Origin of the sequence: Variovorax monticola (assembly GCF_051216855.1) — a bacterium.
In the GTDB taxonomy this organism is placed as follows: domain Bacteria; phylum Pseudomonadota; class Gammaproteobacteria; order Burkholderiales; family Burkholderiaceae_C; genus Variovorax.
Map to the genome: position 1 here is coordinate 74197 of NZ_JBPJZP010000002.1, position 24072 is coordinate 98268.

General features: G+C 69.5%; 21 protein-coding genes. 10 read left to right on the plus strand and 11 right to left on the minus strand.

All coding sequences use genetic code 11. The features are described 5' to 3' along the window. Positions 1-12: 12 nt before the first annotated feature. Positions 13-1176, minus strand: a complete 1164-nt coding sequence (locus ACSFA5_RS05695; RefSeq protein ID WP_435443065.1) for an acyl-CoA dehydrogenase family protein — start codon at positions 1174-1176, stop codon at positions 13-15. A 14-nt stretch (positions 1177-1190) separates the two neighbouring features. Further along, complete coding sequence (locus ACSFA5_RS05700; RefSeq protein WP_435443066.1) at positions 1191-1973, minus strand: citryl-CoA lyase; 783 nt, start codon at positions 1971-1973, stop codon at positions 1191-1193. A 151-nt stretch (positions 1974-2124) separates the two neighbouring features. Between ACSFA5_RS05700 and ACSFA5_RS05705 the strand changes: the two genes are divergently transcribed. The 5 genes from ACSFA5_RS05705 (at position 2125) to ACSFA5_RS05725 (ending at position 8142) form a co-directional block, all read left to right on the plus strand. Continuing rightward, positions 2125-4452, plus strand: a complete 2328-nt coding sequence (locus ACSFA5_RS05705) for an acyl-CoA dehydrogenase family protein (protein ID WP_435443067.1) — start codon at positions 2125-2127, stop codon at positions 4450-4452. Positions 4453-4494: 42 nt separating this feature from the next. Then, on the plus strand, positions 4495-5490 hold the full coding sequence (locus ACSFA5_RS05710) for a Bug family tripartite tricarboxylate transporter substrate binding protein (RefSeq protein WP_435443068.1): 996 nt from the start codon (positions 4495-4497) through the stop codon (positions 5488-5490). Positions 5491-5493: 3 nt separating this feature from the next. Next, positions 5494-6990, plus strand: coding sequence for a class I adenylate-forming enzyme family protein (locus ACSFA5_RS05715; protein WP_435443069.1), 1497 nt, complete (start codon positions 5494-5496; stop codon positions 6988-6990). Positions 6991-7107: 117 nt separating this feature from the next. Beyond that, complete coding sequence (locus ACSFA5_RS05720) at positions 7108-7287, plus strand: DUF3606 domain-containing protein (RefSeq protein WP_435443070.1); 180 nt, start codon at positions 7108-7110, stop codon at positions 7285-7287. A 174-nt stretch (positions 7288-7461) separates the two neighbouring features. Next, on the plus strand, positions 7462-8142 hold the full coding sequence (locus ACSFA5_RS05725; protein WP_435443071.1) for a hypothetical protein: 681 nt from the start codon (positions 7462-7464) through the stop codon (positions 8140-8142). Here ACSFA5_RS05725 and ACSFA5_RS05730 read toward each other — a convergent pair. Beyond that, on the minus strand, positions 8085-9338 hold the full coding sequence (locus tag ACSFA5_RS05730; RefSeq protein ID WP_435443072.1) for a DNA topoisomerase IB: 1254 nt from the start codon (positions 9336-9338) through the stop codon (positions 8085-8087). The genes ACSFA5_RS05725 and ACSFA5_RS05730 overlap by 58 nt on opposite strands. A 169-nt stretch (positions 9339-9507) precedes the next feature. Between ACSFA5_RS05730 and ACSFA5_RS05735 the strand changes: the two genes are divergently transcribed. Next, complete coding sequence (locus tag ACSFA5_RS05735) at positions 9508-10575, plus strand: purine-nucleoside phosphorylase (RefSeq protein ID WP_435443073.1); 1068 nt, start codon at positions 9508-9510, stop codon at positions 10573-10575. A 15-nt stretch (positions 10576-10590) separates the two neighbouring features. Here the strand turns inward: ACSFA5_RS05735 and ACSFA5_RS05740 are convergent, their stop codons facing one another. The 3 genes from ACSFA5_RS05740 to ACSFA5_RS05750 all read right to left on the minus strand — a co-directional run bounded on the left by ACSFA5_RS05740 (position 10591) and on the right by ACSFA5_RS05750 (position 13227). After that, on the minus strand, positions 10591-11274 hold the full coding sequence (locus tag ACSFA5_RS05740) for a TIGR02117 family protein (RefSeq protein ID WP_435443074.1): 684 nt from the start codon (positions 11272-11274) through the stop codon (positions 10591-10593). 11 nt (positions 11275-11285) lie between these two features. Continuing rightward, positions 11286-12473 (minus strand): Y-family DNA polymerase, encoded by a 1188-nt coding sequence (locus tag ACSFA5_RS05745; RefSeq protein WP_435444062.1) that lies wholly within the window; start codon positions 12471-12473, stop codon positions 11286-11288. Between the two features lie 115 nt (positions 12474-12588). Then, complete coding sequence (locus ACSFA5_RS05750; protein WP_435443075.1) at positions 12589-13227, minus strand: YiiX family permuted papain-like enzyme; 639 nt, start codon at positions 13225-13227, stop codon at positions 12589-12591. 120 nt (positions 13228-13347) lie between these two features. Between ACSFA5_RS05750 and ACSFA5_RS05755 the strand changes: the two genes are divergently transcribed. Further along, the gene (locus ACSFA5_RS05755) at positions 13348-13911 is read left to right on the plus strand and encodes a putative glycolipid-binding domain-containing protein (protein WP_435443076.1); all 564 of its coding nucleotides are present in this window, start codon (positions 13348-13350) and stop codon (positions 13909-13911) included. Here ACSFA5_RS05755 and ACSFA5_RS05760 read toward each other — a convergent pair whose 3' ends face one another. Continuing rightward, positions 13912-14898 (minus strand): Bug family tripartite tricarboxylate transporter substrate binding protein, encoded by a 987-nt coding sequence (locus ACSFA5_RS05760; protein ID WP_435443077.1) that lies wholly within the window; start codon positions 14896-14898, stop codon positions 13912-13914. Further along, positions 14895-15815, minus strand: coding sequence for a LysR family transcriptional regulator (locus tag ACSFA5_RS05765; RefSeq protein WP_435443078.1), 921 nt, complete (start codon positions 15813-15815; stop codon positions 14895-14897). The genes ACSFA5_RS05760 and ACSFA5_RS05765 overlap by 4 nt, the downstream gene beginning before the upstream one ends. A 130-nt stretch (positions 15816-15945) precedes the next feature. Here ACSFA5_RS05765 and ACSFA5_RS05770 point away from each other — a divergent pair, with 130 nt between their 5' ends. From ACSFA5_RS05770 to ACSFA5_RS05780, 3 genes are all read left to right on the plus strand, one after another. Then, positions 15946-18678, plus strand: coding sequence for a tannase/feruloyl esterase family alpha/beta hydrolase (locus ACSFA5_RS05770; protein ID WP_435443079.1), 2733 nt, complete (start codon positions 15946-15948; stop codon positions 18676-18678). Between the two features lie 50 nt (positions 18679-18728). After that, positions 18729-20036, plus strand: coding sequence for an alpha/beta hydrolase family protein (locus tag ACSFA5_RS05775; RefSeq protein WP_435444063.1), 1308 nt, complete (start codon positions 18729-18731; stop codon positions 20034-20036). Positions 20037-20230: 194 nt separating this feature from the next. After that, a complete protein-coding gene (locus ACSFA5_RS05780) occupies positions 20231-20671 on the plus strand; it encodes a helix-turn-helix domain-containing protein (protein WP_435444064.1) in 441 nt (146 codons plus the stop codon). 18 nt (positions 20672-20689) lie between these two features. Here the strand turns inward: ACSFA5_RS05780 and ACSFA5_RS05785 are convergent, their stop codons facing one another. The 3 genes from ACSFA5_RS05785 to ACSFA5_RS05795 form a co-directional block, all read right to left on the minus strand. Then, positions 20690-21298 carry a hypothetical protein gene (locus ACSFA5_RS05785; protein WP_435443080.1) on the minus strand — a complete coding sequence of 203 codons (609 nt, stop codon included), beginning with the start codon at positions 21296-21298 and terminating at the stop codon, positions 20690-20692. Between the two features lie 78 nt (positions 21299-21376). Further along, complete coding sequence (locus ACSFA5_RS05790) at positions 21377-22717, minus strand: MFS family transporter (protein ID WP_435443081.1); 1341 nt, start codon at positions 22715-22717, stop codon at positions 21377-21379. Positions 22718-22853: 136 nt separating this feature from the next. Then, positions 22854-24011, minus strand: coding sequence for an alpha-hydroxy acid oxidase (locus tag ACSFA5_RS05795; RefSeq protein WP_435443082.1), 1158 nt, complete (start codon positions 24009-24011; stop codon positions 22854-22856). Between the last annotated feature and the right edge of the window lie 61 nt (positions 24012-24072).

Here is a 24072-nt window from a genome sequence, read left to right on the forward strand (position 1 = left end):
CAATGGCGTCTTTCAGAACGATCGGGGCAGGCCGAGCATGTGTTCGGCCACGTAGCTCAGGATGAGGTTGGTCGAGATCGGCGCCACCTGGTACAGCCGGGTCTCGCGGAACTTGCGCTCGATGTCGTATTCGCACGCGAAGCCGAAGCCGCCGTGGAACTGCAGGCAGGCGTTGGCCGCCTCCCAGCTCGCCTTGGCCGCGAGGTACTTCGCCATGTTGGCCTGCGCGCCACAGGGCTCGCGCGCGTCGAACAGGCGGCACGCTTCGTAGCGCATCAGGTTGGCGGCCTCGATCTCGATGAACGCCTCGGCAATCGGAAACTGCACGCCCTGGTTCTGCCCGATGGGCCGACCGAACACCACGCGCTCCTTGGTGTACGCGGTGACGCGGTCGATGAACCAGTAGCCGTCGCCGATGCACTCGGCCGCGATCAGCGTGCGCTCTGCGTTCAGCCCGTCGAGGATGTACCTGAAGCCCTGGCCTTCCTCGCCGATGAGGTTCTCGGCCGGGATCTCCAGGTTCTCGAAGAAGAGCTCGTTGGTTTCGTGGTTCACCATGTTCAGGATGGGCCGCACGGTCATGCCGTGGCCGAGGGCCTCGCGCAGGTCGACGATGAAGATCGACATGCCCTCGGTCTTCTTCTTCACGTCGGCCAGCGGCGTGGTGCGCGCCAGCAGGATCATCAGGTCCGAATGCTGGATGCGCGAGATCCACACCTTCTGTCCGTTGACGACGTAGCGGTTGCCCTTCTTCACGGCGGTGGTCTTGATCCTGGTGGTGTCGGTGCCGGTGCTGGGCTCGGTCACGCCCATCGACTGCAGGCGCAGCTCGCCGCTGGCAATGCGCGGCAGGTAGTTGCGCTTCTGCGCCTCGCTGCCATGGCGCAGCAGCGTGCCCATGTTGTACATCTGGCCGTGGCAGGCGCCGGAGTTGCCGCCGCAGCGGTTGATCTCTTCCATGATCACCGAGGCCTCGGTCAGGCCCAGGCCCGAGCCGCCGTATTCTTGCGGAATCAGCGCGGCCATCCAGCCGGCCTGGGTGAGCGCGTCGACGAACTCGGCGGGGTAGCCGCGCGCCTCGTCGATCTTGCGGAAGTAGGCGTCGGGAAACTGCGCGCACAGGTCGCGCACGGCGTCGCGAATGTCGGGGTAGTTCTTGTCGTTGGCGTTGTTCATCGGTGCTTGCTCTTTCAGTCCGGGCGCGAGCCGCCAGCTTCTTTTTCCACGCGTTGCCAGATCTCGATGGCCATCGGGTCGTCGATCTCCTCCAGGATGTGGCCCACCAGACCGATGGCGCGCGCCATCACGCCGATGCCGCGAATGATCTTCCACGGAAAGCCGAACTCCGCGGCAATCGCGCCGATGGCACCGGTCGCGTTGATCGGCAGCGACTTGCCCGACACGCGCTCGGCCTCTTCCTGCACCGCCTGCAGCAGCGCGATGTAGTGGCTGGAGAGTCCGTTCTCCGCCGCGATCTGGAACAGCCGCGGCGTGCGCGGGTCGACGGGCTTGTGCAGCGGATGGCCCAGGCCCGGCACGATCTGCTTGCGTGCGCGGTGGTCGGCCACGATGTCGCGCGCCATGTCGTCCAGCGGGCGCGTGGGCTTCTGGCCGAAGGGAATCGCCTCGTAGAGCATCTTCGCCGCGCCTTCGGTGCTGCCGACGAACACGGTGCCCAGCCCGCAAAGACCGGCTGCCACGGCGGCTTGCAGCGCCTCGGGGGCGCCCGCGTAGGTGAGCCGCGCGGCCAGCGCGCTGGGCGTGATGCCGTGCTCCACCAGCGTGACGACGATGGCGTTGAAGGTCACCGATTCCTGCGGCGTGGGGATGCGCCCGGTCAGCTCCAGGAAGGCCATATCGCCCAGGTTCAGGTGGCCGAGGATCTCGGAGGGCAGGTCGCGCCCGCGCACGGTGATCTTGTCGGGCGTGCTGTGGCCCAGCTCGGTGTGCAGGGATTTCTTGATCTTGGTCATGGCGACGAATCTAGCCCTCAACCGCGCCGGGAGGTTCTCTGATTGCGAAACCCTCCCTTCGGCAAATGCAAATGCGCGTTGGCGGGGTCCTGGGGCACGCTGCGGTTCGTCTTTGTTTTTGTCTTTGCAACGCAACGAGGCACCTCTACAGATGGACTCCGACTCACTCGCCGCCATGCGCGAAGCCGCCCTGGACTACTTCGTGCGCAGCCGCGCCATCGCTCGGCGGCGGCGGCGCACGGAAGATCCGCACGCCGACGAGGCCGAGGGCTGGCGCCACATCGCCGAGCTCGGCTGGCCCGGCATGCTGGCGCCCGAGTCGACCGGCGGCCTGGCGCTGGGGCTCGACGGCGCCGCCGAGATTCTTCGCGCCGCGGGTGAGCATGTGGCGCCCGAGCCGCTGCTGGCCGTGGCCGGGCTCAGCGCGCTGCTGCTGGCGCGGCTGGACACACCGCCGGCCCGCGCCCTGCTCGTGGAGCTGGTCGCCGGCCGCAGCCTGCCCGCGCTGGCCTGGCAGGAGAGCGCGGGCGACCTGAGCGCGGTGCCGCTGGCCTGCGGTTGCGAAGCGCGCGGGGGCCATGCCGGCGGGGTGCTGCTGCAGGGCGAAAAGCTCATGGTGCTGCCCGGCGCGGCCGCCAGCGGCTGGCTGGTGTCGGCGCGCGGCAGCGACGACGCGGTGCTGCTGTGGGTGCCGCGCGGTACCGAGGGCGTGACGGAAACGGGGGTGCCGCTGATCGACGGCAGCCAGGCCTCGAACCTGCGCTTCGACCAGGTCGCGCTGCCGCCGGGCTCGGTGGTGGCCGAAGGTCCGGCCGCACAGGACGCCTTGCGCCATGCGCTCGCGGCCGGGCAGGTCCTGCAATCGGCCGAGCTGCTGGGCGCGGGGCAGGCCATGCTCGCGCAGACGCTGGCCTACCTGCGCACGCGCGCGCAGTTCGGCAAGCCCATCGGCAGCTTCCAGGCGCTGCAGCACCGCTGCGTCGACATGTTCATTCACCTCGAAGTGGCGCAGGCCGCGCTGAACGAAGTGCTGGCGCTGGCGGAGCAGGGGCTCGCACCCGAACGGCTCGAGGCCGAGGCCAGCCGCGTGAACGCGCGCTGCACCGCCGCCGCGCTGCAGGCCTCGCGCGCGTCGGTGCAGCTGCACGGCGCCATCGGCTACACGCAGGAGTGCGACCTGAGCCTGTACTACAAGCGCGTGCTGTGCCTGTCGGCGTGGCTGGGCAACGCCAGCGCGCACCAGCGCCGGCATGCGGTGCTGGCCGGCGAGGCCGAGGCCATCGCCAGCGCCGCCACATGGACCGGCGAGTTCCCGCGCATCGCCGACTGGTCCGCGATGCCCGAGGCCGATTTCCGCCGCATGGTGCGCGCCTTTCTGCAGCAGCGCTATCCGCCGGCGCTGCGCTACCTGTCGCACCGCGCGCGCTGGAGCGAAATACGCGACTGGTACCTCGCGCTGTCGGCGCAAGGCTGGATCGCCCCTGCCTGGCCGCAGGCCCACGGCGGCATGGGCCTGCCCGCCGACAAGCTCATCGCGTGGATCGAGGAGCTGGAGCAGCACGGCGTGGCGCGCGCGCCCGACCAGGGCATCGTGATGATCGGGCCGCTGCTCATCCAGCACGGCACGCCCGAGCAGCGGCAGCGCTTTCTGCCGCGCATCCTGAGCGGCGAGAACGTCTGGTGCCAGGGCTACTCCGAGCCCAATGCCGGCTCCGACCTCGCGGGCCTGCGCACCGAGGCGCTGCCAGCGCGCGACGCGCAGGGCGAGCACTTCGTCGTCAACGGCCAGAAGATCTGGACCACGCTCGCGCAGGACGCCGACCACATCTTCATGCTGGTGCGCACCGACAAGGACGCCCGCAAGCAGGAGGGCATCAGCTTCCTGCTGTGCGACCTGCGCACGCCGGGCATCACCGTGCGGCCGATCGACACGCTCGCGGGCGAGCCCGAGTTCTGCGAGGTGTTCTTCGACAACGTGCGCGTGCCGGCCGAGAACCTGGTGGGCAAGCTGCACGGCGGCTGGACCATCGCGAAGGCGCTGCTGGGCTTCGAGCGCATCTTTCTCGGCAGCCCCAAGCAGTCGCAGTACGCGCTGGGCCAGCTCGCGCGCCTGGCGCAGGCGCGGCGCCTGTTCGCCGACCCGGTGTTCGCGCAGCGCTTCGCGGCGCTGCGGCTCGACGTGCTCGACCTGTCGGCCGCCTACACCGGCTTCGCGAACATCGTGCGCGCGGGCAAGCCGTTGCCCGCGTCGGTGTCGCTGCTGAAGGTCTGGGCCAGCGAGACCTTCCATCGCATCGGTGCCTTGCTGGTCGAGGCCGGCGAGGAGCAGGGCGCCGTGGCCGGCGACCACGTGCTCGACGGGCAGACCTTCAACGTGCTGTCGCCGCTCATCGGGTCCACGGCCGCAATGATCTACGGCGGCACCAACGAGATCCAGCGCAACATCCTCGCCCGGCAGGTTCTGGACCTGCCGGCCTGAGCGATGCAGCCGCCGAAGAATTCATAACAGGAGACAACGCTCATGACATCGACTCACTTCCCGCGCCGCCACCTCATGGCCGCGATTGCGGGCGGCGCCGCACTCGCGACACTGCCTTTTCGCGTGTTCGCGCAGCAGCCCTCGCCCCATTTGCCGTCACTCATCAAGCTGGTGGTCGGCTACTCCGCCGGCGGCCCGGTGGACGGCGCGGCGCGTTTGCTGGCCCCCGCGCTGAGCCAGGAGCTGGGCACGCAGGTGATCGTGGACAACCGCCCCGGCGCGAGCGGCTCGCTCGGCGGCGATGCGGTGGCCAAGGCCGCGCCCGACGGCGCCATGCTGTTCTTCGGCGCCAGCCCGACCATCACCATCAACCCGAACGTGCAGCGCAGGATGGCCTTCGACCCGATGAAAGACCTGACGCCCCTCGCGCCGCTGGTGGACTACACCAACGTGCTCGTCGTCAACAACGACGTGCCGGTGCGCAGCGTGGCCGAGCTGCTGGCCTATGCGAAGGCGCGCCCCGGCAAGGTGTTCTACGGCTCGGCGGGCGTGGGCGCGTCCAACCACCTGAGCGGCGCGCTGCTGGAGAAGATGACCGGCGTGCAGATGACCCACGTGCCCTACAAGGGCAGCGCACCGGCGCTGGCCGACGTGATGGGCGGCACGGTGACCATGATGTTCGACATCATCGCCACGTCGAAGCCCTTCATCCAGACGGGCAAGGTGCGCGCGCTGGCCGTCACGTCGCGCCAGCGCAACCGCATGCTGCCCGACGTGCCGACCATGGTCGAGTCGGGCGTGCCGGGCTACGACGTGGGCGGCTGGTTCGGCCTGTACGGCCCCGCGCGCATGGACCCGGCGCTGGCCGCGCGCATCAACGCCGCCGCGCAGAAGATGCTGGCGCGCGAAGACATCGCGAACCGGCTGCGCGAGCAGGGCTACGACGTGTGGTCGGGCGCGGCCGAGTTGCTGGCCACCAAGGGGCAGTCGGACCGCAGGCTCTGGGCCACGGCGTCCAAGGGCATCGAGGCCGAGTAAGCGATGCAGCGCATTCATCACTTGCTGGAAGCGCGGGCGGCGCGCACGCCCGACACCGTCTTTCTCTTCGAACCCGGCGGCACCACGACCTATGCGGCGCTGCAGTCGATGGTCGACGCGGCCGCGCAGGACCTGCTGGACGCCGGCGTGCGGCCGACAGACCGCGTGGTGCTGGTGGCCGAGAACTGCGCTGCGCACATCGCGCTGCTCATGGCCTGCAGCCGCGTGGGGGCCTGGTCGTGCGGCGTGAACGCGCGCATGTCGCCGGGGGAGATTGCCGCCATCGCAGAGCGGGCCGATGCGCGGCTTTGCTGCTTCACCGTCGCTGCGTCGGAGGCAGCGCAAAAGCACGCGCAACGTGCCGACGCACAGCCCGCTGCGTTGCCCGGCGTGATGCGCTCGGCCGTGCGTGCCCAGGCGCGCACCGAGCCCGATGCCGCGCTGGCCGACACCGCCGCGGTCATCTTCACCTCCGGCACTTCGGGCACGCCCAAGGGCGTGATGGTGTCGCACCGCGGCCTGCTGCATTTCGGGCGTGTGTCGGCGCAGGTGCGCGCGCTGGGCGAGCGCGACCGGGCCTATGCCTTCCTGCCAATGACGCACATCTTCGGCATCGGCACCGTGCTGATGGCCGCGCTCACGGGCGGTGCGGCGCTGGTGCTGCGCGGCAGCTTCTCGCCGGCCGACATGCTGCAGGCGCTGGCACACGAACAGGTGTCGAACCTGCTCGGCCCGCCGACCATGTATGCGCGCCTGCTCGCGCACATCGAGGCCGAGGGCGCCGCGCCGCGCTTTCCGCAGCTGCGCTACGTGTACACCGGCTCCGCGCCGCTCGACCTGGCGCTCAAGCAGCGGGTGGAGGCCTTGTTCGGGCAGCCGCTGCATTACGGCTACGGCCTGTCGGAGTACGCGGGCTCGGTGTTTCTCACGCGCACCGAGGCGCCGCGCGCGGACACGTCGGCGGGCTACGCGGTGGAGGGCGGCGAGGCCCGCATCGTGGCCGTCGAAGGCCACGACGTGGGGCCCGGCGACACCGGTGAGATCTGGCTGCGCGGCCCCGGCCTCATGCTGGGCTACTTCCGCGACGCGGCGGCCACTGCGCAGGTGATGCGCCCCGGCGGCTGGTATGCAACCGGCGACCTGGGCCGCTTCGACACCGACGGTGCGCTGTTCGTGGTCGGCCGGCTGAAGGAAATGATCATCCGCTCGGGCTTCAACGTGTACCCGGCGGAGATCGAGGCCGCAATCGGCCGCTTCGACGGCGTGCACCTGTGCGCGGTGGTGGGCGTGCCCGAGGCCGACGGCAACGAGCAGATCGTGGCCTTCGTCGAGCTGAAGCCCGGCGCGGTGCTCGACGAGGCGGCGTTGCGCGCGCACCTGGTCGAACACCTCTCGCCCTACAAGCGCCCGGCGCGCATCGAGGTGATCGACGCGATGCCCGTCACGGCCAACGGCAAGCTGCTCAAGCGCGAGCTGCAGGCGCGCAGCCGCAAGCCCTGAGGGGCAGGTGCGGGGGAGGCCGCTCGGCCTTCTCCTGCACGCAGGCGCGCCGGCGTCCTCCAGTCCGGCACCGGCATGCGCGGCATCGTGGGATCTTCTACAAAAGGACACTCCACCATGGCCGATGACCTGAGCAAGCGCGGGCCGCAGGATGCGACCCGCATCAACGTGAACGAGTTGCACGAAGTGCGCTACTGGACCCAGACGCTGGGCGTGACCGAGGCGCAGCTGCGCTCGGCCATCGCCGCCGCCGGCGTCGAGGTGAAGGACGTGCGCACCTACCTCGGCAAGCCCTGAACCGTCCAGACGCACAACCCGGGGCCCGCGCGCCTCGGCTTTGCGCGGGCGGCCATCGTAGGCACGCTCCTACACCCATGGCCGGGGGTGCGCACGATACTTCCGTTTCCCCTCTCGATTCAGGAAGTACACCGTGACCGTGCCGATCAACCAGACACCCTTGGGCGCCGTGCGATGAAAGCTTCTCCCAGCGCGCGCAGCTGGATCGCCGCCGGCGTGCGCCACGAACTGCTGACCCGGGCCTTGCCCGCCCTGCGCCACGACATGGCGGCGCCGGTTTCCGTGATTCGCATGGCGCTGCTGATGCTCAAGCGACAGGTGGTAGCGCCCGCCATCGATCCCAAGGCCTGTGAAGAGCGCGTGGCGCTCATCGACAACCAGGTGACCGAGCTGGTCGAGGCCATCCGTTCCCTGCGCGACTGGGAGCTGGCCACGACCGACGACGGCATCAGCCGCAGCGCGCTGGTGGCGCAATGCGTGATGCTGATGCGCGCGGCCTTCGACCTGCACGGCGTGTCGCTCGAAACCGACGACGCGCTGGAGCCTCAAGAAGGCGAACACCGCTGGCCCGCAGCGGCCGCCTTGCGCTACCTGTTCCTGGGTTCGCTGGGCTACCTGCACGACGGCGTGGAAGACGCGGGCGCCATTCGCGTCGAGGCGGACGGCGCCAATGCGCTGCGCCTCACGGCCGTGCCGCGCGAGCCCGGCGCCACGCATGCGGTGTTCGACGCGCACCGCGCGCCGCGCGCGCTGGCCATCGACGCCGTCGCACTGCAGAACCTGGCCGAAGACCTCGGCTATGCCGTGACGCTGGAAGGCGACAGCGTGCGCCTCGTCCTGGCGACCGGCAACTGAGCCTTGTCGTTCTTGACGGGCTTCGTCGTGCCCTTGCGCGAGGGCACGGCCACCCGTGTGGCACGCCGCTCGCGCGCCTGCCCTTGGCGTTGCACCTTCAGGAACGCCAGCATCCGGCGCTCCGCCGCATGCAGCCCGCGCGAGGTGCGGGCCTTGCTGCTGCCGCCGATCTTCTCGAACAGCGCGCCCGTGGCCTCGTCGCCGTCGGACAGCGCACCGCCCAGCGCCAGCACGGCCGGGTGCACATACGCCTTCTTGCAGACCGCGGGCGTGTTGCCCAGCTGTTTGGCCACAGCCACCAGGATGTCCTTGGCGGTGTGGCGCGTGCCGTTCGCGGCGGCGCGGCCCGGCTCGCATGCGAGGCGTGTGAGTTCCAGCGCCTGCACCGTGCCGTGCCAGGTACGGAAGTCTTTGGCGGTGAAGCGCTCGCCGCGCGCGGCCTCGGCCAGGTAGTCGTTCACGTCGGTGGACGACACGCTGCGCGGCGCGCCGTCGTCGTCCGCGTACTGGAAGAGCGCCTGCCCCGGCAGCTGCTGGCACTGGCGCACCACCTTCGCCACGCGCGGGTCGTCCAGCCTGGCATCGTGCATCACGCCGCTCTTGCCCCGAAAGCGCAGCCGCAGCGCCTGGCCCTGCACGGCCACATGGCGGTTGCGCAGCGTGGTCAGGCCATAGGAGCCGTTGGTGCTCGCGTATTCCTCGTTGCCCACGCGCAGCAGCGTGGTATCGAGCAGGCGCACCACCGCCGCCAGCACCTGGTTGCGCCCGGGCGTCTTGCTGCCGCGAGGCAACTGCAGGTCGCGCGCCACGCGGGCGCGGATGCGCGGCAGCGCCAGCGCGAAGGCCTCGAGGCGCTCGAACTTGCTCTCGTCCTTCATGGAGCGCCAGTCGGCGTGGTAGCGGTATTGCTTGCGTCCGCGCGCGTCGATGCCGGTGGCCTGCAGGTGGCCGTTGGGCAGCGGGCAGATCCAAACCTGGGTGTAGGCCGGCGGAATGGCCAGCATGCGGATGCGCGAGATTTCGTCGACGTCGCGCAGCCACTGCCCCCTGGCGTCCCGGTAGCGAAAGCGCTCGCCATGCTTCAGGCGCTGGATGCCCGGCATGTCGGGGTTCACGTAGACCAGCCCGTTGGCGATGGGCGTGGGCTTCGACGGGGGCTTGGCGGCGGGTGCGGAAGAAGCGGTGGTGGCCGGCATGGGGGTGAGGATGGTGAAGTGACAACCCGCTTGTGCCAGCGCCGACAATGGCGTTCTGTAGGACGCCGCAAGAGCCGGCCGTGCGCTGGGCGCGCTTGTTGCTTTTGCCGGTATCACCGCCGCATTCGCTTTTCTCTTTCTTCCTTTCGTTTTTCGATCGATCACCCGAATGACTTCCTTCGCGCCTTGCGTTTTCACCGCCCGCTGGCTGGCAGTGCCTGCCGCGGCACTGCTCCTCACCGCGTGCGCGTCCACGTCCACGCCCACATCGACGTCCACCCCGACAGCATCGGCATCGGCACCTGCCACACCTGTGAAGGTCAAGGTCTTCGTTGCCGCCATGTTCGAGATCGGCCAGAACACCGGCGACCGCGCCGGCGAGTTCCAGCACTGGTACGAGCGCTACTGGAGGGGCGCCAGGCCCATGGCCGTGCCCGGGGCGCTGCAGCCCGTGTACTGCAACGCCGACGGCGTGTGCGGCGCGGTGCTGGGCATGGGCAAGGTCAACTCGTCGTCGTCGATGCAGGCCATCCTGCTGAACCCCCAGCTCGATTTCTCGCAGGCCTACTACGTGATTTCGGGCGTGGCCGGCACGCCGCCCTCGCGCGGCACCATCGGCGAGGTGAGCTGGGCGACCTGGCTGGTCGACTACGACCTGGGCCACCGCTGGGCCCCCGAGGAGAACAAGGCCGGCGAGCCGACCTTCATGCCGCGCAAGGGCTACGAGGACTACCGCCGCTTCCGGCTCAACCCCGACCTGGTGAGCTGGGCCATGAAGCTGTCGGGCGACACGCCGCTCAAGGACTCCGAGTCGGCCCGCAAATACCGCCTGCGCTACCCCGACGCGGCCGCCCGCCGCGCGCCCTTCGTGGGCACTGGCACGCACATGACCGGCGACACCTTTTTCCACGGCCCGGGCATGTCGAAGCAGGCGCAGTACATCGCGAAGCTCTACGGCGCGGACGACTACGTCATCACCGAGATGGAAGCCGCCGCCATCACCCTCGTCATCAAGCGCACCCACGGCACCGACCGCGTGATGAGCCTGCGCGGCGCGGTCAACTTCGACCAGGGCAGTCCGAAGGAAACCACGCTGCAGCACCTGGACCCGGCGCCGGGCGAGACGGCGGGCGGCTTTGCGGAAACGGTGGAGAACATCGAGCTGGTGGGCAGCCGGGTGGTGGACCACATCGTCGCCAATTGGCCGATCTGGTCGATGGGCGTGCCCAAGCCCTGAGAGTGCTCGGGCAGTTCAGGGCGCTTGCACCGGACGCAGCTGCCAAGTCACCGTGAAGTCGAACGGCGTCCACCGGCTCACGGCAACGCCTGCCTGCCGCAGCCCGCGTCCGGTCCAGGTGTTGCAGGTCTCGAACAGGTTGTAGCCGCCGTTGGCTTCGTAGAAGGCGTCCTGGTTGTCGTAGTGCGCGCCTGCGATGGGCGTGGCCTGGCCTTCGGGGAGGGCGGCACGGACATAGCCGACCAACTGCGCGTACTGGGCCTGCGACAGCGGCAGGCCGTAGGCACCGCGCCCCAGCTGCCCGCGCCGCAGGTAGCTCACGTGCATCAGCGCGCGGTTGCCGCCCGACAGCGCCCCGAAGGCGCGCGACGCCGTCAGGTCGGCCCAGGTGGGCGTGTTCAGGTAGAACTCGCGGTCGCCCCAGCCGATGGCGACGAACTCGGCATCGGGCGGCGGCGCGCGAAAGTCGGTGGCCGGGAACACCTGCAGCCAGTCGACGGCGGCCGAGCGGATGGGGAACACGTAGTCGGTGTGCACGCCGTTGCTGAGCACCCAGGCCTGCACCTCGGGCGCGGCGTTTCCGGACGACTTCGCGTTGGCCGGCCAGAACATCAGCGCGCAGGCCGTGGCCACATAGAGGCCGACCAGCGCCACGACGCCCAGCAGGGCGAAGGCGATGCGGCGCGGCCAGCGTTTCATCGCGAACTCATTCAGAACAGCGAGGCCGTGGTCGCCACCGGCTGCGTCGCCGCACGCGCCGAGCCGGCCGGCGCCAGCGCCTCCGGGCTGTCCGCCTTGGCCAGCGCCCCCACGCGCACGCCGAGCAGGCGCAGCGGCCGTTCGAGCGGCACGCGCTTCAGGCATTGGCCGCCGGTCTGGCGGATGGTCTTCGCGTCGGCGGTGAAGCGCTCGATGGTCTGGTCGCGCGTGGCGATCTTGAAGTCGTCGTAGCGCAGCTTGATGCCGATGGTCTTGCCCACGTAGCCCTTGCGCTGCAGGTCTTCGGCCACCTTCTCGCACAGGTGCGTGAAGATCGCGCCCAGCTCGGCGCGGTCGCGCACCGCGTGCAGGTCGCGCTCGAAGGTGGTCTCGCGGCTCATCGACACCGGCTCGCTCTCGGTCACCACCGGCCGGTCGTCGCGGCCCCAGGACACCTCGTGCATCCAGGCGCCGGTGGCCTTGCCGAAGGTGGCCATGAGCCAGTCGCGGTCGCGTGCGGCCAGCTGGCCCACCGTCTCGATGCCGAAGCGCTTGAGCTTCTCGTCGGCCTTGGGGCCGATGCCGTTCACCTTGCGGCAGGGCAGCGGCCAGATGCGGCTTTCCAGGTCGCCCTCGTACACCACCGAGATGCCCTTGGGTTTTTCGAACTCGCTCGCCATCTTGGCGATGAGCTTGTTGGGCGCCACGCCGATGGAGCAGGTCAGCCCTGTGGCGTCGAGGATGGCCTTTTGAATCAGCCGCGCCAGCGAACGCCCGCCGTCGCGCTGGCCGCCGGGCACGTCGGTGAAGTCGATGTACACCTCGTCCACGCCGCGGTCTTCCATGAGCGGCGCAATCTCCAGGATCACCTGCTTGAAGGCGCGCGAATAGCGCCGGTATTCGTCGAAGTCCACCGGCAAAATGATGGCCTGCGGGCACAGCTTGGCGGCCTTCATGAGCCCCATGGCCGAGCCCACGCCGAACTGGCGCGCGGGGTAGGTGGCGGTGGTGATCACGCCGCGCCCGGTGTAGTCCTTCAGCCGGGGAAACGAATCGACCGGAATGTCGGCCAGCGTGCCGCCTTCGGGCAGGTCGCGCACGGCCTCGTCCACGCGCCGCCGCCCGCCGCCGATCACCACCGGCAAGCCCTTGAGCTGCGGGTAACGCAGCAGCTCGACGGAGCCGTAGAAGGCGTCCATGTCGAGGTGCGCGATGCGGCGAATGGGGGGCGCCGGGGGGGATGACGGGGTCTGGGAACTCACGGCAACAATTGTCTCCCGGCTCGGCCCCGTGCGCCCGCGCGGGGCGATGGGGTCAGCGTGTTTCCACGGTGGTGAGCAGGGGCGAGTCGAACATCGCCACCGGCGAGATGACGGGTTCGTCCATCGGCACCCTGTCGCCGTAGCGCTCACGCATCTTGGCGCGCACCGCCGGGTCGCTCAGGTTGAACTCGCGGATCTTCTGCAGCTCGCCGATGCGCACGCCCAGCGCGCGCTGGTAGAGCTTCCACACCAGCTCGGAACAGTAGATGCGCCCGTCCGACCATTCGAAGGTCAGGTCGTAGGGGCGGCCTTCGAAGTCGGATGTTTTCGCGTGCAGTCGCGCGATGGCCTGGGGTGTCAGCAGCGTGTCGGCATTGCGCAGCCGCTTCGCCACATAGTGCCCGCCGTTGCCGCGCGCCGTCCATTGCGCCAGCGGCGTGTAGCGCACGGTCTGCACCGCCTCGAACACGTAGGGCTTGCCGCCGCGCAGCAGCACGATGCCCATGTGGCTGTAGCGCGAGCCGGTGGCGCGCTGCACCGCCACGCTCTGGGCCGAGCGCGAGGTGTGGAAGACGATGTCGCCGTCTTTCAGCGTAGCGGCATGGCTGGTGCCGAAGGGCAGGGCGTACAGGAGCAGCGCCAGCGCGGCAGACAGGGGCAGCGCCAGCGCTGCGGGGAGCTTGAAGGTCATGTGGCGCGCATTGTGCGGCACGCCTCGCGCCTGACCAGGCGACCGCGAACCCGGCAGCCACCTGCGGGCGCCGCGGGTCATTGCTTGCGCACTGCAGCATGCCGGGCCATCATCCGCGCCATGCAAACCGTCGCCTCCATCCTCTGGCGCAGGCTCGACGCACCGGGTCACGATGCCTGCCGTCTCGAACGCAACGCCTCGGCCTGGCAGCTCGACGGCGCGGCCGTGTTCCGCCTGGAAGGCGGGCGCATCGGCCAGCTGCACTACCGCGTGCGCTGCGATCTGCACTGGCACACGCAATGGGGCACGGTGCGCGGCTGGCTGGGGGATTCGGCGGTCGACCTGTCGATTGCCCGCGACGCGCGCGGCCACTGGAAGCTGAACGACGAGGCGGTGCCCGACCTGTCGCACTGCGTGGACCTCGACCTGGGTTTCACGCCCGCCACCAACCTGCTGCAGCTGCGCCGGCTCAACCTGGCGAAGGGCGAGAGCGCCGATGCGCCGGCCGCCTGGGTCGACCTGGAGGGCGGCGGCGTGCTGAGCGAGCTGGCGCAGCGCTACCAACGCACGAGCGACGGCGAATACGCCTACGAAGCCAGGCGCTTCGACTATGCGGGCACGCTGGGCGTCACCGAAGACGGCTTCGTGCGCGACTACCCGCGGCTCTGGGCCGCCGAAAACTGATCAGTCGAACTGCGAGCGATCGCCGGTCACCAGCGCGCGGTTGCGTCGCCGGTCGACGGCGATCTCTTGCGCAAAGTCGTCGCTGCTTCCGCCGGCCGGCAGGTTGTACGCACCGCGCAAGCGCTCGCGCACCGCATCGCTTTCGAGCACGCTGTTGATCTGCGCATTGAGTCGATGCACCACCGCCGCCGGCGTGCGCGCCGGCGCGAAGATGCCGAACAGCGAGTCGCGGTTGGCCTTGTCGAAACCCAGCTCCGCCAGCGTGGGCACCGCGGGCAGCGCCTCGATGCGCGCGGGCGCACCGACCGCCAGCGCCTGGAAGCGCCCGCCCTCGATGTACTGCAGCTGCTGCGCCGCGACGTTGGTCGACAGCACCTCGAACTGCCCGCTCAGCGCGTCGTTGAGCTGCGGCCCGCCGCCCTGGTAGGGAATGTGCGTGATGTCGGTGCGGCTTTGCATGCGCACCTGCGCCAGCACCATGTGGCCGATGGTGGCCACGCCCGAGGTGGCCCAGCGCACCGCGCCCGGCTGCTGGCGCGCCTGCGCGACCAGTTCGCCGAAACCGCGCCCCGTGAAGGCCGGCGTGCCGACCACCAGCACCGGCGTGCGCATCACGCTGGCCACGGGCACGAAGCCGCGCAGCGGGTCGTAGGGCACGCGCGCAAGCAGCGGGTGCAGCGTGAGCGGGCTGATGGCGGAAAAGGCCAGCGTGCTGCCGTCGGGCGCGGCGCGCGAGAGCACGTCCATGCCCAGGCTGCCGCCCGCGCCCGGGCGGTTTTCGACGAGCACCGGCACGCCGAGCGCCTGTGCGAGCGGCTCCGCCAGCACGCGCGCCATGCCGTCGCTCACGCCGCCGGGCGGGTAGACCACGATCAGGCGCACCGGGCGACCGGTGTCCGCTGCGTGCAGCAGGCGCGGCGCGGCGCACACCGCGGCCAGCGCAGTGCCTGCGTGTCGAATGAACTGGCGGCGCCGAAGCGGGCTCATGACCCCGGATTCTCGACGGCCAGCCGGCGCAGCAAGGCGGCGAAGTGCCGCGCGGGCAGGTTGTCTTCCTCGGCGCGCGACACCAGCGTGAGCGGCGCGTCGAGCTGCCCGCCGTCGGCCAGCCGCGCATAGGCGATGGCGTGCGCGTGCACGCCGGTCATCGAGGCCGGCACCACCGACAGGCCGACACCGGCGGCCACGAGGTTCAGGTTGGTCATCATGCGATCGACTTCGGCCACCACGCGCGGTTGCAGGCCCTTGGCGTGGCACAGCGCGAGCAGGTCGGCATAGAGGCCGGGCGCGCCCGGGCGCCGCACGAGGATGATGCCTTCCTCGCACAGCCTGGCCAGCGGCATCGCGCGCGAGCCCTTGCCCCGGCCCACGGCCAGGCGGTGGTCGCTGGGCATGGCGACCCACACCGGTTCGCGCAGCAGCGTCTCGAACACCAGCCCCTCGGGCCGCGCCACCGGCACGCGCAACAGGCCGCAGTGCAGGCGGCCGGCGGCCAGCGCCTCGGTGAGTTCGGCCGCGTTGTCTTCGCGCAGCTGCAGCGCCACCTGGGGGTAGGCGCGGCGGAACGCGCGCAGCGCTTCGGGCATGAAGCGGTGCGCCGCTGCCGAGCTGGTGAAGCCGACCGCCAGCGTGCCGGCCTGGCCGGTGGCCACGTGCGCCATGCGCTGCTTCATGGCCTCCATGTCCTGCAGCAGGCGCAGCGCCTCGGCCTGGAACAGCCGGCCCGCGTCGGTGAGCGCCACGCCGCGCGGATGGCGGCGAAAAAGCAGCACGCCCAGCTCGCGCTCCAGCGCCTTGATCTGCAGGCTCAGCGGCGGCTGCTGGATGCCCAGCTGCTCGGCCGCACGCGTCATGTGGCCGGTCTCGGCCACGGCGGCGAAGTACCTCAGTGCCCGGATGTCCATGTGGCTCTCATATGTTTTTTATATCAGGAGTGCCACTTTATTTTATTTGACCCTAAGTCACCCGTGAATCTATCGTCCGGCCGCCCATTCAAAAAGCGGCCCACCGAGGCCGCACGACGGAGACAAACCCATGCGCACACCGCGCCCCGCACCGAAGTTTCGAGTTGTCCTTTGCGCGACCGGCCTGTCGCTGGTCCTGGCCGCCTGTGGCGGGGGCGGCGCAGGAGGGAGCGGCACCGGCGCCGGCTTCTTCCTGCCGACGGCGCCTTCCGCCGGCGGCACCGACCTGCCGGCCAACGATCCACCCGACAACCCGCCGGTCCTGCCCGTGCAACCCGTCGTCTCCTGCGCGGACCTGTCCGGCAAGAGCCTGCCCGCGGCGCTCATCGGCCTGCCCACGCAAGGCGCCATCGTCACCAGCGCCACGCCCGTGGCCGCCGGCGCCGCGGGCAACACGCTCGGCGACCACTGCCGCGTGCGCGGCACCATCCAGCCTGTGGACGCGGGCGCGTCGGTCATCAACTTCGCGGTGAACCTGCCCGAGCAGTGGAACCGCAAGACCATCCATTTCGGCGGCGGCGGCTTCGACGGCGTGCTCATCGACGGTACCGAGGTCATTCGCTTCGGCCCCGCCGGCAAGCCCGCGCCGCTGGCGCTGGGCTACGCCACCTACGGCGACGATTCGGGCCACCAGTCGGGCAGCATCACCGACGGGCGCTTCGCCGCCAACGACGAGCAACTGGCCAACTACGGCGGCCAGTCGCTCAAGAAGACGCGCGACGTGGCGCAGGCGCTGGTGCTCGCGCGCTACGGCGTGGCGCCGAAGCATGCCTACTTCCTCGGCACCTCGACCGGCGGGCGTGACGCGCTGAGCTACATCCAGCGCTGGCCGCTGGACTACGACGGCGTGATCGCCAACGAGCCCGCGCTCAACTACACCGGCACGCGGCTGTCGAACGTGGCCGTGGGGCGCGCGCTGTACGCCAACGGCGGCGCGGGCTGGATGAACGTGGCCAAGACGCTGCTGGTGCAGCGGGCCGCCATGCAGGCCTGCGACAGGCTCGACGGCGCGGCCGACAACCTGGTGAGCAACGTGGAAAGCTGCCGCTTGCTGAACACGCAGGTCCTGGCCTCGCTGCGCTGCAGCGGCGGCACCGACACGGGCGACGGCTGCCTGTCTGACGCGCAGATCGCCACCGTGCGCACCATCGAGTCGCCGCTTGACTTCACCACCTATGCGCTGGCCAACGGCGTGCGGCGCGCGGGCGGCTACAACCTGCTCGAAGGCGCACTGGTGGCGGGCCCGTACACCACGCGCGACCTAGGCACGCGCAAGGTGCCGGGCAACCCGGCGACCTCGGCCGACGCCAACGTGTACCTCACGGGCGACCAGTGGGTGAAGTACTTCGTGACGCGCATCGCCGGCTTCGACACGCTGACTTTCGATCCGCTCGCTCCGGGTGCCTACGCGGCGCGCGTGACCGAGGTATCGAACCTTACCGACGCCACCAACCCCGACCTGGCACCGTTCCTTGCACACGGCGGACGGCTCATCATGTTGCACGGCCTGGCCGACGAGGTGATCAGCCCGAACTCGACCATCGACTACTACAGGCAGCTGATCGCCACGGTGGGCCAGCCGGCGGTCGACCGGGGCGTGCGCTTCTACACCGTGCCCGGCATGGGCCACGGCACCGGCAGCTTCATTCCCAACTGGGACTCGCTGGCCGCGCTCGAAGGCTGGGTGGAAGGGGGGCTCGCACCCGCCACCGGCGTGGCGGTGGATGCGGTGGCCGGCACCTACGGCCGCACGCGCCCGCTGTGCCAGTTTCCGTCGTGGCCCAAGTTCCGCGGCAGCGGCAGCCTGGACGCGGCCGTCAACTACAGCTGCGTGACCGAGGTCGGCAACCCGCTGGCCTGCCCCGACCTGCCGGCCTCCGTCACCAGCTACAAGGGCGGCGACAGCTTCGGCGAAGCGCTGCGCGTGCGAATCGACCCTGCCGCCATGGCCTACACCGTGACCGTCGACGCCAGCCTGCAGCGCGCCGTGGGCACGCAGCGCACCGGTTCGCTGGTCGCGCAGGGCAGCTGCAGCTATGCCAGCGGCGAGAGCGGGGCGGTCTTCAGCTTCGTGCCGGGCGGCGTGCTGCTGGGCGGCGTGAACGCACCGAGCGGCGGCGGCTTCGCACCGCTGGTGGCGTTCCAGAACACCTTCGAGAACACGGCGTCGCCCGCGGTGTTCAACCCGGTGGCGGCGGTCTTCAACGCGGTGGGCGTGCAGCAGGGCACGGGCGGCACGGCGGCGCATGCGTCGTCGGTGCGGCTGCGCAATGCCGGCACTTTCCAGTACTGCCGCGACGCGGTCACCGGCGGCTTCGTCACCTACGACGCCGCCTGCGCGCAGACCGAGAAGGGCTATGTCACCTACAACGCCGCGCATGGCGCCTTCGACCTGTTCACCACCTCGCCCAGCGGCAGCGCCGTGACCACCGGCGGCACGCTCACCGGCTCGATGGTGATCGGGCTGGTCAACGGCGTGGCCGTGCCGCTGCACCTGGTGCGCGAGTCGGCCGCCAACGCGGGGCTGCGCCTGTTCGGCCTGCAGCAGAGCCTGACGGCCGGCGCGGCCGACGGCAGCTACGCGCTGGTCAGTGTCAAGGGCGAGAACCACGATGCGACCGTGGCGGGCAGCGGCTTCAATCTGGCGGGTGCGGCCGCGGTGCTGAGCTACGACACACCCGTGCCCGGCGTGGTGCAGGCCGACGCCGGCCGGCCGGGCAATTTCATCTTCAACAGCGGTGTGCTCGCCTTCGTGTCCAACCCGGGCACTAATGCGGCGCTGGAACTCGGAGTACGGCATTGAAAAAACAACTGATCCACCTCGCGGCATTCGTTTTGCTCGGCTTGGCGCCGATGCTGTCCGCGCAGGCAGCACCACCGTCCGCGCCCAAGGCCGCGGACTGCCCCTCGCCAGTGCCTGAAGCCGCGCGCTGCTACACCGGCGATGACGGCGCGGGCGCCTTGTACTGGATCGCCATTCCGAAGGACTGGGCCAGGGACGGCAAGGGCGTGCTCGTCATGCACGCCCACGGCGGCCCCGAGACCGGGCCGCCCAAGCTGGAGCGCAGCGAGGAAGACCTCAAGCGCTGGGCCGTCACCGTGAAGGCCGGCTACGCCTGGGCCGCCTCCACCTACCGGCGCGGCGGCTACGGCGTGACCATGGCCGCCGAAGACACCGAGCGCCTGCGCCGGATTTTCGTGCACGCCTTCGGACAGCCGCGCCGCACGCTGCTGCACGGACAGAGCTACGGCGCGGGCGTGGCGGCCAAGGCGGCCGAGCTGTATGCGCCGGCCGGTGGTGCGAAGACGCCTTACGACGGCCTCGTGCTCACGAGCGGCGTGCTCGGCGGCGGCAACAGCGCCTACGACTTCCGGCTCGACCTGCGCGTGGTCTACCAGTACGTCTGCCGCAACCATCCGCGCCCCGACGAGGCGCAGTACCCGCTGTGGATGGGCCTGCCGGCCGACGCGAAGCTCACGCGCGCCGACCTTGCCGCGCGCGTGAAGGAATGCACCGGCGTCGGCCTGCCCGCCGCGCAGCGCACGCCCGCGCAGGCGGCGCACCTGAAGACCATCCTGTCGGTCGTGAAGATCCAGGAGCGCTCGCTGCTCGGCCACCTCGCGTGGGCGACCTGGCTGTTCCAGGACCTGGTGCAGAAGCGCCTGGACGGGCGCAACCCCTTCGGCAACATCGGCGTGGTGTACAGCGGCTCGGCCGACGACGCGGCGCTGAATGCCGGCGTGGCGCGCTATGCAGCCGACCCGCAGGCCAAGGGCGCACTGGCGGCAGACAGCCAGCCGACCGGCCGCACCGCGCTGCCGACCGTGGGCCTGCACGCCATCGACGACCCGACCGCCTTCGTCGAACTGGAGAACGCGTACCGCCGCATCCGCGACGCGGCCGGCACCGGCAGCCTGCTGGTGCAGAGCTTCAGCAGCGAGCGCGAGCACAGCTACCTGAGCGACTCGGAATACCCCGCGCTCTTCGCCGCGCTGCTCGACTGGATCGACAAGGGCGAGAAGCCCACGCCAGAAAGCCTGGCGCAACGCTGCAAGGCGCTTGCGGCGCGCTACGACACCGACGGCAAGAACGGCTGCCACATCCAGCCCGCGTGGCAGCCGCCCGCGCTCGAAAGCCGCGTGCCCACGCGCGCGCCCTGATTTTCCTTTCTGCGTTCTGCTGGCTGCATTCGGCGTTCGATGAAGTTGCCACATGGACGCCGGTCGTCAAGTCGGCCGGCGTCTGTCGCGGGCGAAGCCGGATCTCTGCGCACGGATCAAAAGATCCAAGTTTGATTTGCTTAGAAATTCAGCAATCTTTTCGCGTGTTTACATTTGCTGGGCACAATGCCGGCATGCCAAACATTGCATCGATCCTTAAATCCGAAATTTCACGCGTCGCCCGCAAGGAAGTGCGCGTGGAAATCGAAACCCTCAAGAAGGCATCTGTACAGCACCGCGCGGCCATTGCCGCGTTGCGCCGCCAGGTGAGTGCGTTGGAAAAGGAACTGCGCAGCGTTGCCAAGGGCGCGACGCGCAGCGCACGCGCCAGCGAAAGCGAGGAGGCGGACGAAGGCGGCACCAAGCGGCGCTTCAGCGCAGGCCGGTTGGCTTCGCATCGCACCAAGCTGGGTATTTCCGCTGCGTCTTATGGACAACTGGTGGGCGTGTCGGGCCAGACGATCTACCACTGGGAACAGGGCAAGGCACGGCCCCGGGCTGCGCAGCTGGAGAGCCTGGCTGCCGTGCGCGGGCTTGGAAAGAACGAAGTGGCCGAGCGGCTCGGCGCCGAATAACAGCACCGAACAACAGGTTCAGGCAGGCACTGAAACCTGCCGGGCCTGTTCGAGTTCTGCACGCAGCGCCTCCATCGGCGGCTTCACGGCTTCGCTCGCCTGCTCGGCGAACTCCTTCACCGGCGCCCACTTGTGCCCGCGTCCGTCGAGCGACAGGTCATAGGCGCGCTGCAGGTGCGCCAGCAGTTTTCTTGAAGACGCCTGCGCCACCAGCAAGGCGTCGATCGCGCGCGGCATGTCGAAGCGCAGGTGATCCACCGCCGCCAACGCCGCCGTCACGCCCTCGAGCTCGAGCGACAGGTGCAGCAGGTCGAGCGCGGTCTCGTCGGGGTGCGACTTGACCTTCTCGGCGACCTTGTAGACCGCGTCGATCAACTGCAAGGCCCCCTGGTGCAGCGAAAGCCGCGCCGCCGATGCCAAGGCCGTATGCCGCTGCGCTTCCAGCCCGCGCTGCCGCTGCACCACCCACAGGCCCAGCCCGATGGCGGCAATCGACCCGAAGGCCTGCGCCCATTCAGCCCAATCCCCGGGCGTGACCGGCGGATAGGCCGCGAAGACGCCGATCAATGCGCCGCCAATGAGCACGGCGGTGCCATACACCGCCACGGTTTCCAACTTTGACTTCATGCCTCTTCCCCTCGGAAGGCTTGAAGTATGTGCCGGGGCCGGGCGCCTGAATTGCCCGAACAAAGGGCCTTAAACCCCTCAATGGTCGTGATGCAGGTAGCTTGCCTGCTTAGGCAAGCGCAGGCTGACCACGAACGCCAGCACCATCATGGCGCTCACGTACCAGAAGAAGGCCGACTCGTGGCCCAGCGACTTGAGCCCCAGCGCCACGTACTCCGCCGAGCCGCCGAAAATTGCATTGGCCACCGCGTAGGCCAGTCCCACGCCCAGCGCGCGCACTTCGGGCGGAAACATCTCGGCCTTCACGATGCCGCTGATCGACGTGTAGAAGCTCACGATGGCCAGTGCCACGATGATCAGCAAGAAGGCCACCACCGGGCTGGTCGTGTACTGCAGCGCCGTGAGGATGGGCACCGTCGCCAGCGCGCCCAGGCCGCCGAACAGCAGCATGTTGGTGCGCCGCCCGATGCGGTCGGACAGCGCGCCGAACAGCGGCTGCATGCACATGTAGAAAAACAGCGCGCCGGTCATCACGTAGCTGGCGGTCTTGATCGGCAGGTGCACCGTGTTCACCAGGTACTTCTGCATGTACGTGGTGAAGGTGTAGAAGATCAGCGAGCCGCCGGCCGTGTAGCCCAGCACGGTGAGAAAGGCCGGCGTGTGGTGCTTGAACAGGCCGGCCATGCTGCCGGCCTCCTTGTTGGCCTTGGCTTCGGCGCTCTGTGTTTCATGCAGCGTGCGGCGCAGCAGCAGCGCCACCACGGCGGCGATGGCGCCGATGACGAACGGAATGCGCCAGCCCCAGGCCTTGAGTTCGGCCTCGGTCAGCAACTGTTCGAGCACCACGATGACCAGCACGGCAAGCAGCTGCCCGCCGATCAGCGTGACGTACTGGAACGACGAGAAGAAGCCGCGCTGGCCCTTGAGCGCCACCTCGCTCATGTAGGTGGCGGTGGTGCCGTATTCGCCGCCCACCGACAGGCCCTGGAACAGGCGGCACATCAGCAGCAGGAAGGGCGCCCATGCGCCGATCTGCGCATAGGTGGGAAGGAACGCGATGACGAGGGAGCCGCCGCACATCATCGTGACGGAGATCAGCATCGAGGTCTTGCGTCCGAGGCGGTCGGCCATGCGGCCGAAGAGCCAGCCGCCGATGGGCCGCATGAGGAAGCCGGCGGCGAACACGCCGGCGGTGTTCAGCAACTGCGCGGTGGGGTCCGACTTGGGGAAGAAGGCCGGCGCGAAGTACAGCGCCGAGAACGCGTATACGTAGAAGTCGAACCACTCGACCAGGTTGCCGGACGAGGCCGCCATGATCGCGAAGACGCGGTGGCGTTTTTCTTCGGCGGAGTAGTGAGGCGTGGTGGTTTCGGACGAGGAGCCCGCGGGGCCCCCCGGAACAGGCGTGACTGCGCTCATGGTGCCTTCTTGTGCCGTGCAGGCAATGTTGTTGTTGCCAAAACATTCTGCGCCGGCAGGGGGGTGCGGCGTGTCAGCCAGGGCCGCATCGGCCTACCCCCGAAGGGGCCTTCACGAGCCTGTCAGGGCGGTGCGGTCAGAACGTGCCCGGCAGCAGGATGCTCGAATCGACGTCGTCGATGTTCGTGCGGCCGCAAAAGGCCATGGTGATGTCCAGCTCCTTGCGGATGATCTCCAGGGCGCGCGTCACGCCTTCCTGGCCATGGGCGCCCAGTCCGTACAGGAAGCTGCGGCCGATCATGGTGCCGCGCGCGCCCAGCGCACGGGCCTTCAGCACGTCCTGCCCGCTGCGGATGCCGCCGTCCATCCACACCTCGATCTCGGTGCCCACCGCATCGACGATGGCGGGCAGCGCCGCGATGGAAGAGGGCGCCCCGTCGAGTTGCCGCCCGCCGTGGTTCGACACGATGAGCGCGTCGGCGCCGCTGGAGGCTGCAAGCCGCGCGTCTTCCACGTCCATCACGCCCTTCAGGATGAGCTTGCCGCCCCAGAGCTTCTTGATCCACTCCACGTCGGCCCAGCTCAGTGCGGGGTCGAACTGCTCGGCGGTCCACGACGACAGCGACGACAGGTCTTTCACGCCCTTGGCATGACCCGCGATGTTGCCGAAGGTGCGGCGCCTGGTGCCCAGCATGCCCATGCACCAGCGCGGCTTGGTGGCAAGGTTGATGAGGTTCTTGATGGTGGGCTTGGGCGGCGCGGTGAGGCCGTTCTTGATGTCCTTGTGGCGCTGGCCCAGGATCTGCAGGTCGAGCGTGAGCTGCAGCGCGCTCACGTTGGCGGCGCGGGCGCGTTCGATCAGGCGCTCGATGAAGTCGCGGTCCTTCATGACATAGAGCTGGAACCAGAACGGGTGGCGCCCGGTGTGCTCGGCAATGTCTTCGAGCGAGCAGATGCTCATGGTCGACAGCGTGAACGGAATGCCGAAGGCCTTGGCCGCTCGGGCGCCGAGGATCTCGCCGTCGGCGTGCTGCATGCCGGTGAGGCCGGTGGGCGCAATGGCCACGGGCATGGCGGCTTCCTGGCCGACCATGGTGGTGCGCAGCGAGCGGCCTTCCATGTTCACGGCCACGCGCTGGCGCAGCTTGATCTTCTGAAAGTCGCTCTCGTTGGCGCGGTAGGTGCTTTCGGTCCAGGCGCCGGAGTCGGCGTAGTCGTAGAACATCTTGGGCACGCGGCGCTTGGCGATCAGCCGCAGGTCTTCGATGCTGGTGATCTTGGAAAGGTCGGACACGGGCTGTCTCCTGGCGGGTCTTTGTGGAAAGGCGGGGGCGAACCGGCCATTATCGGCAGGG

Coding starts and splice junctions, on each gene's coding strand:
- ACSFA5_RS05695 (WP_435443065.1), bottom strand. CDS start 1,176: ATGAACAACGCCAACGACAAGAACTACCCCGACATTCGCGACGCCGTG.
- ACSFA5_RS05700 (WP_435443066.1), bottom strand. CDS start 1,973: ATGACCAAGATCAAGAAATCCCTGCACACCGAGCTGGGCCACAGCACG.
- ACSFA5_RS05705 (WP_435443067.1), top strand. CDS start 2,125: ATGGACTCCGACTCACTCGCCGCCATGCGCGAAGCCGCCCTGGACTAC.
- ACSFA5_RS05710 (WP_435443068.1), top strand. CDS start 4,495: ATGACATCGACTCACTTCCCGCGCCGCCACCTCATGGCCGCGATTGCG.
- ACSFA5_RS05715 (WP_435443069.1), top strand. CDS start 5,494: ATGCAGCGCATTCATCACTTGCTGGAAGCGCGGGCGGCGCGCACGCCC.
- ACSFA5_RS05720 (WP_435443070.1), top strand. CDS start 7,108: ATGGCCGATGACCTGAGCAAGCGCGGGCCGCAGGATGCGACCCGCATC.
- ACSFA5_RS05725 (WP_435443071.1), top strand. CDS start 7,462: ATGAAAGCTTCTCCCAGCGCGCGCAGCTGGATCGCCGCCGGCGTGCGC.
- ACSFA5_RS05730 (WP_435443072.1), bottom strand. CDS start 9,338: ATGCCGGCCACCACCGCTTCTTCCGCACCCGCCGCCAAGCCCCCGTCG.
- ACSFA5_RS05735 (WP_435443073.1), top strand. CDS start 9,508: ATGACTTCCTTCGCGCCTTGCGTTTTCACCGCCCGCTGGCTGGCAGTG.
- ACSFA5_RS05740 (WP_435443074.1), bottom strand. CDS start 11,274: ATGAAACGCTGGCCGCGCCGCATCGCCTTCGCCCTGCTGGGCGTCGTG.
- ACSFA5_RS05745 (WP_435444062.1), bottom strand. CDS start 12,473: ATGGACGCCTTCTACGGCTCCGTCGAGCTGCTGCGTTACCCGCAGCTC.
- ACSFA5_RS05750 (WP_435443075.1), bottom strand. CDS start 13,227: ATGACCTTCAAGCTCCCCGCAGCGCTGGCGCTGCCCCTGTCTGCCGCG.
- ACSFA5_RS05755 (WP_435443076.1), top strand. CDS start 13,348: ATGCAAACCGTCGCCTCCATCCTCTGGCGCAGGCTCGACGCACCGGGT.
- ACSFA5_RS05760 (WP_435443077.1), bottom strand. CDS start 14,898: ATGAGCCCGCTTCGGCGCCGCCAGTTCATTCGACACGCAGGCACTGCG.
- ACSFA5_RS05765 (WP_435443078.1), bottom strand. CDS start 15,815: ATGGACATCCGGGCACTGAGGTACTTCGCCGCCGTGGCCGAGACCGGC.
- ACSFA5_RS05770 (WP_435443079.1), top strand. CDS start 15,946: ATGCGCACACCGCGCCCCGCACCGAAGTTTCGAGTTGTCCTTTGCGCG.
- ACSFA5_RS05775 (WP_435444063.1), top strand. CDS start 18,729: ATGCTGTCCGCGCAGGCAGCACCACCGTCCGCGCCCAAGGCCGCGGAC.
- ACSFA5_RS05780 (WP_435444064.1), top strand. CDS start 20,231: ATGCCAAACATTGCATCGATCCTTAAATCCGAAATTTCACGCGTCGCC.
- ACSFA5_RS05785 (WP_435443080.1), bottom strand. CDS start 21,298: ATGAAGTCAAAGTTGGAAACCGTGGCGGTGTATGGCACCGCCGTGCTC.
- ACSFA5_RS05790 (WP_435443081.1), bottom strand. CDS start 22,717: ATGAGCGCAGTCACGCCTGTTCCGGGGGGCCCCGCGGGCTCCTCGTCC.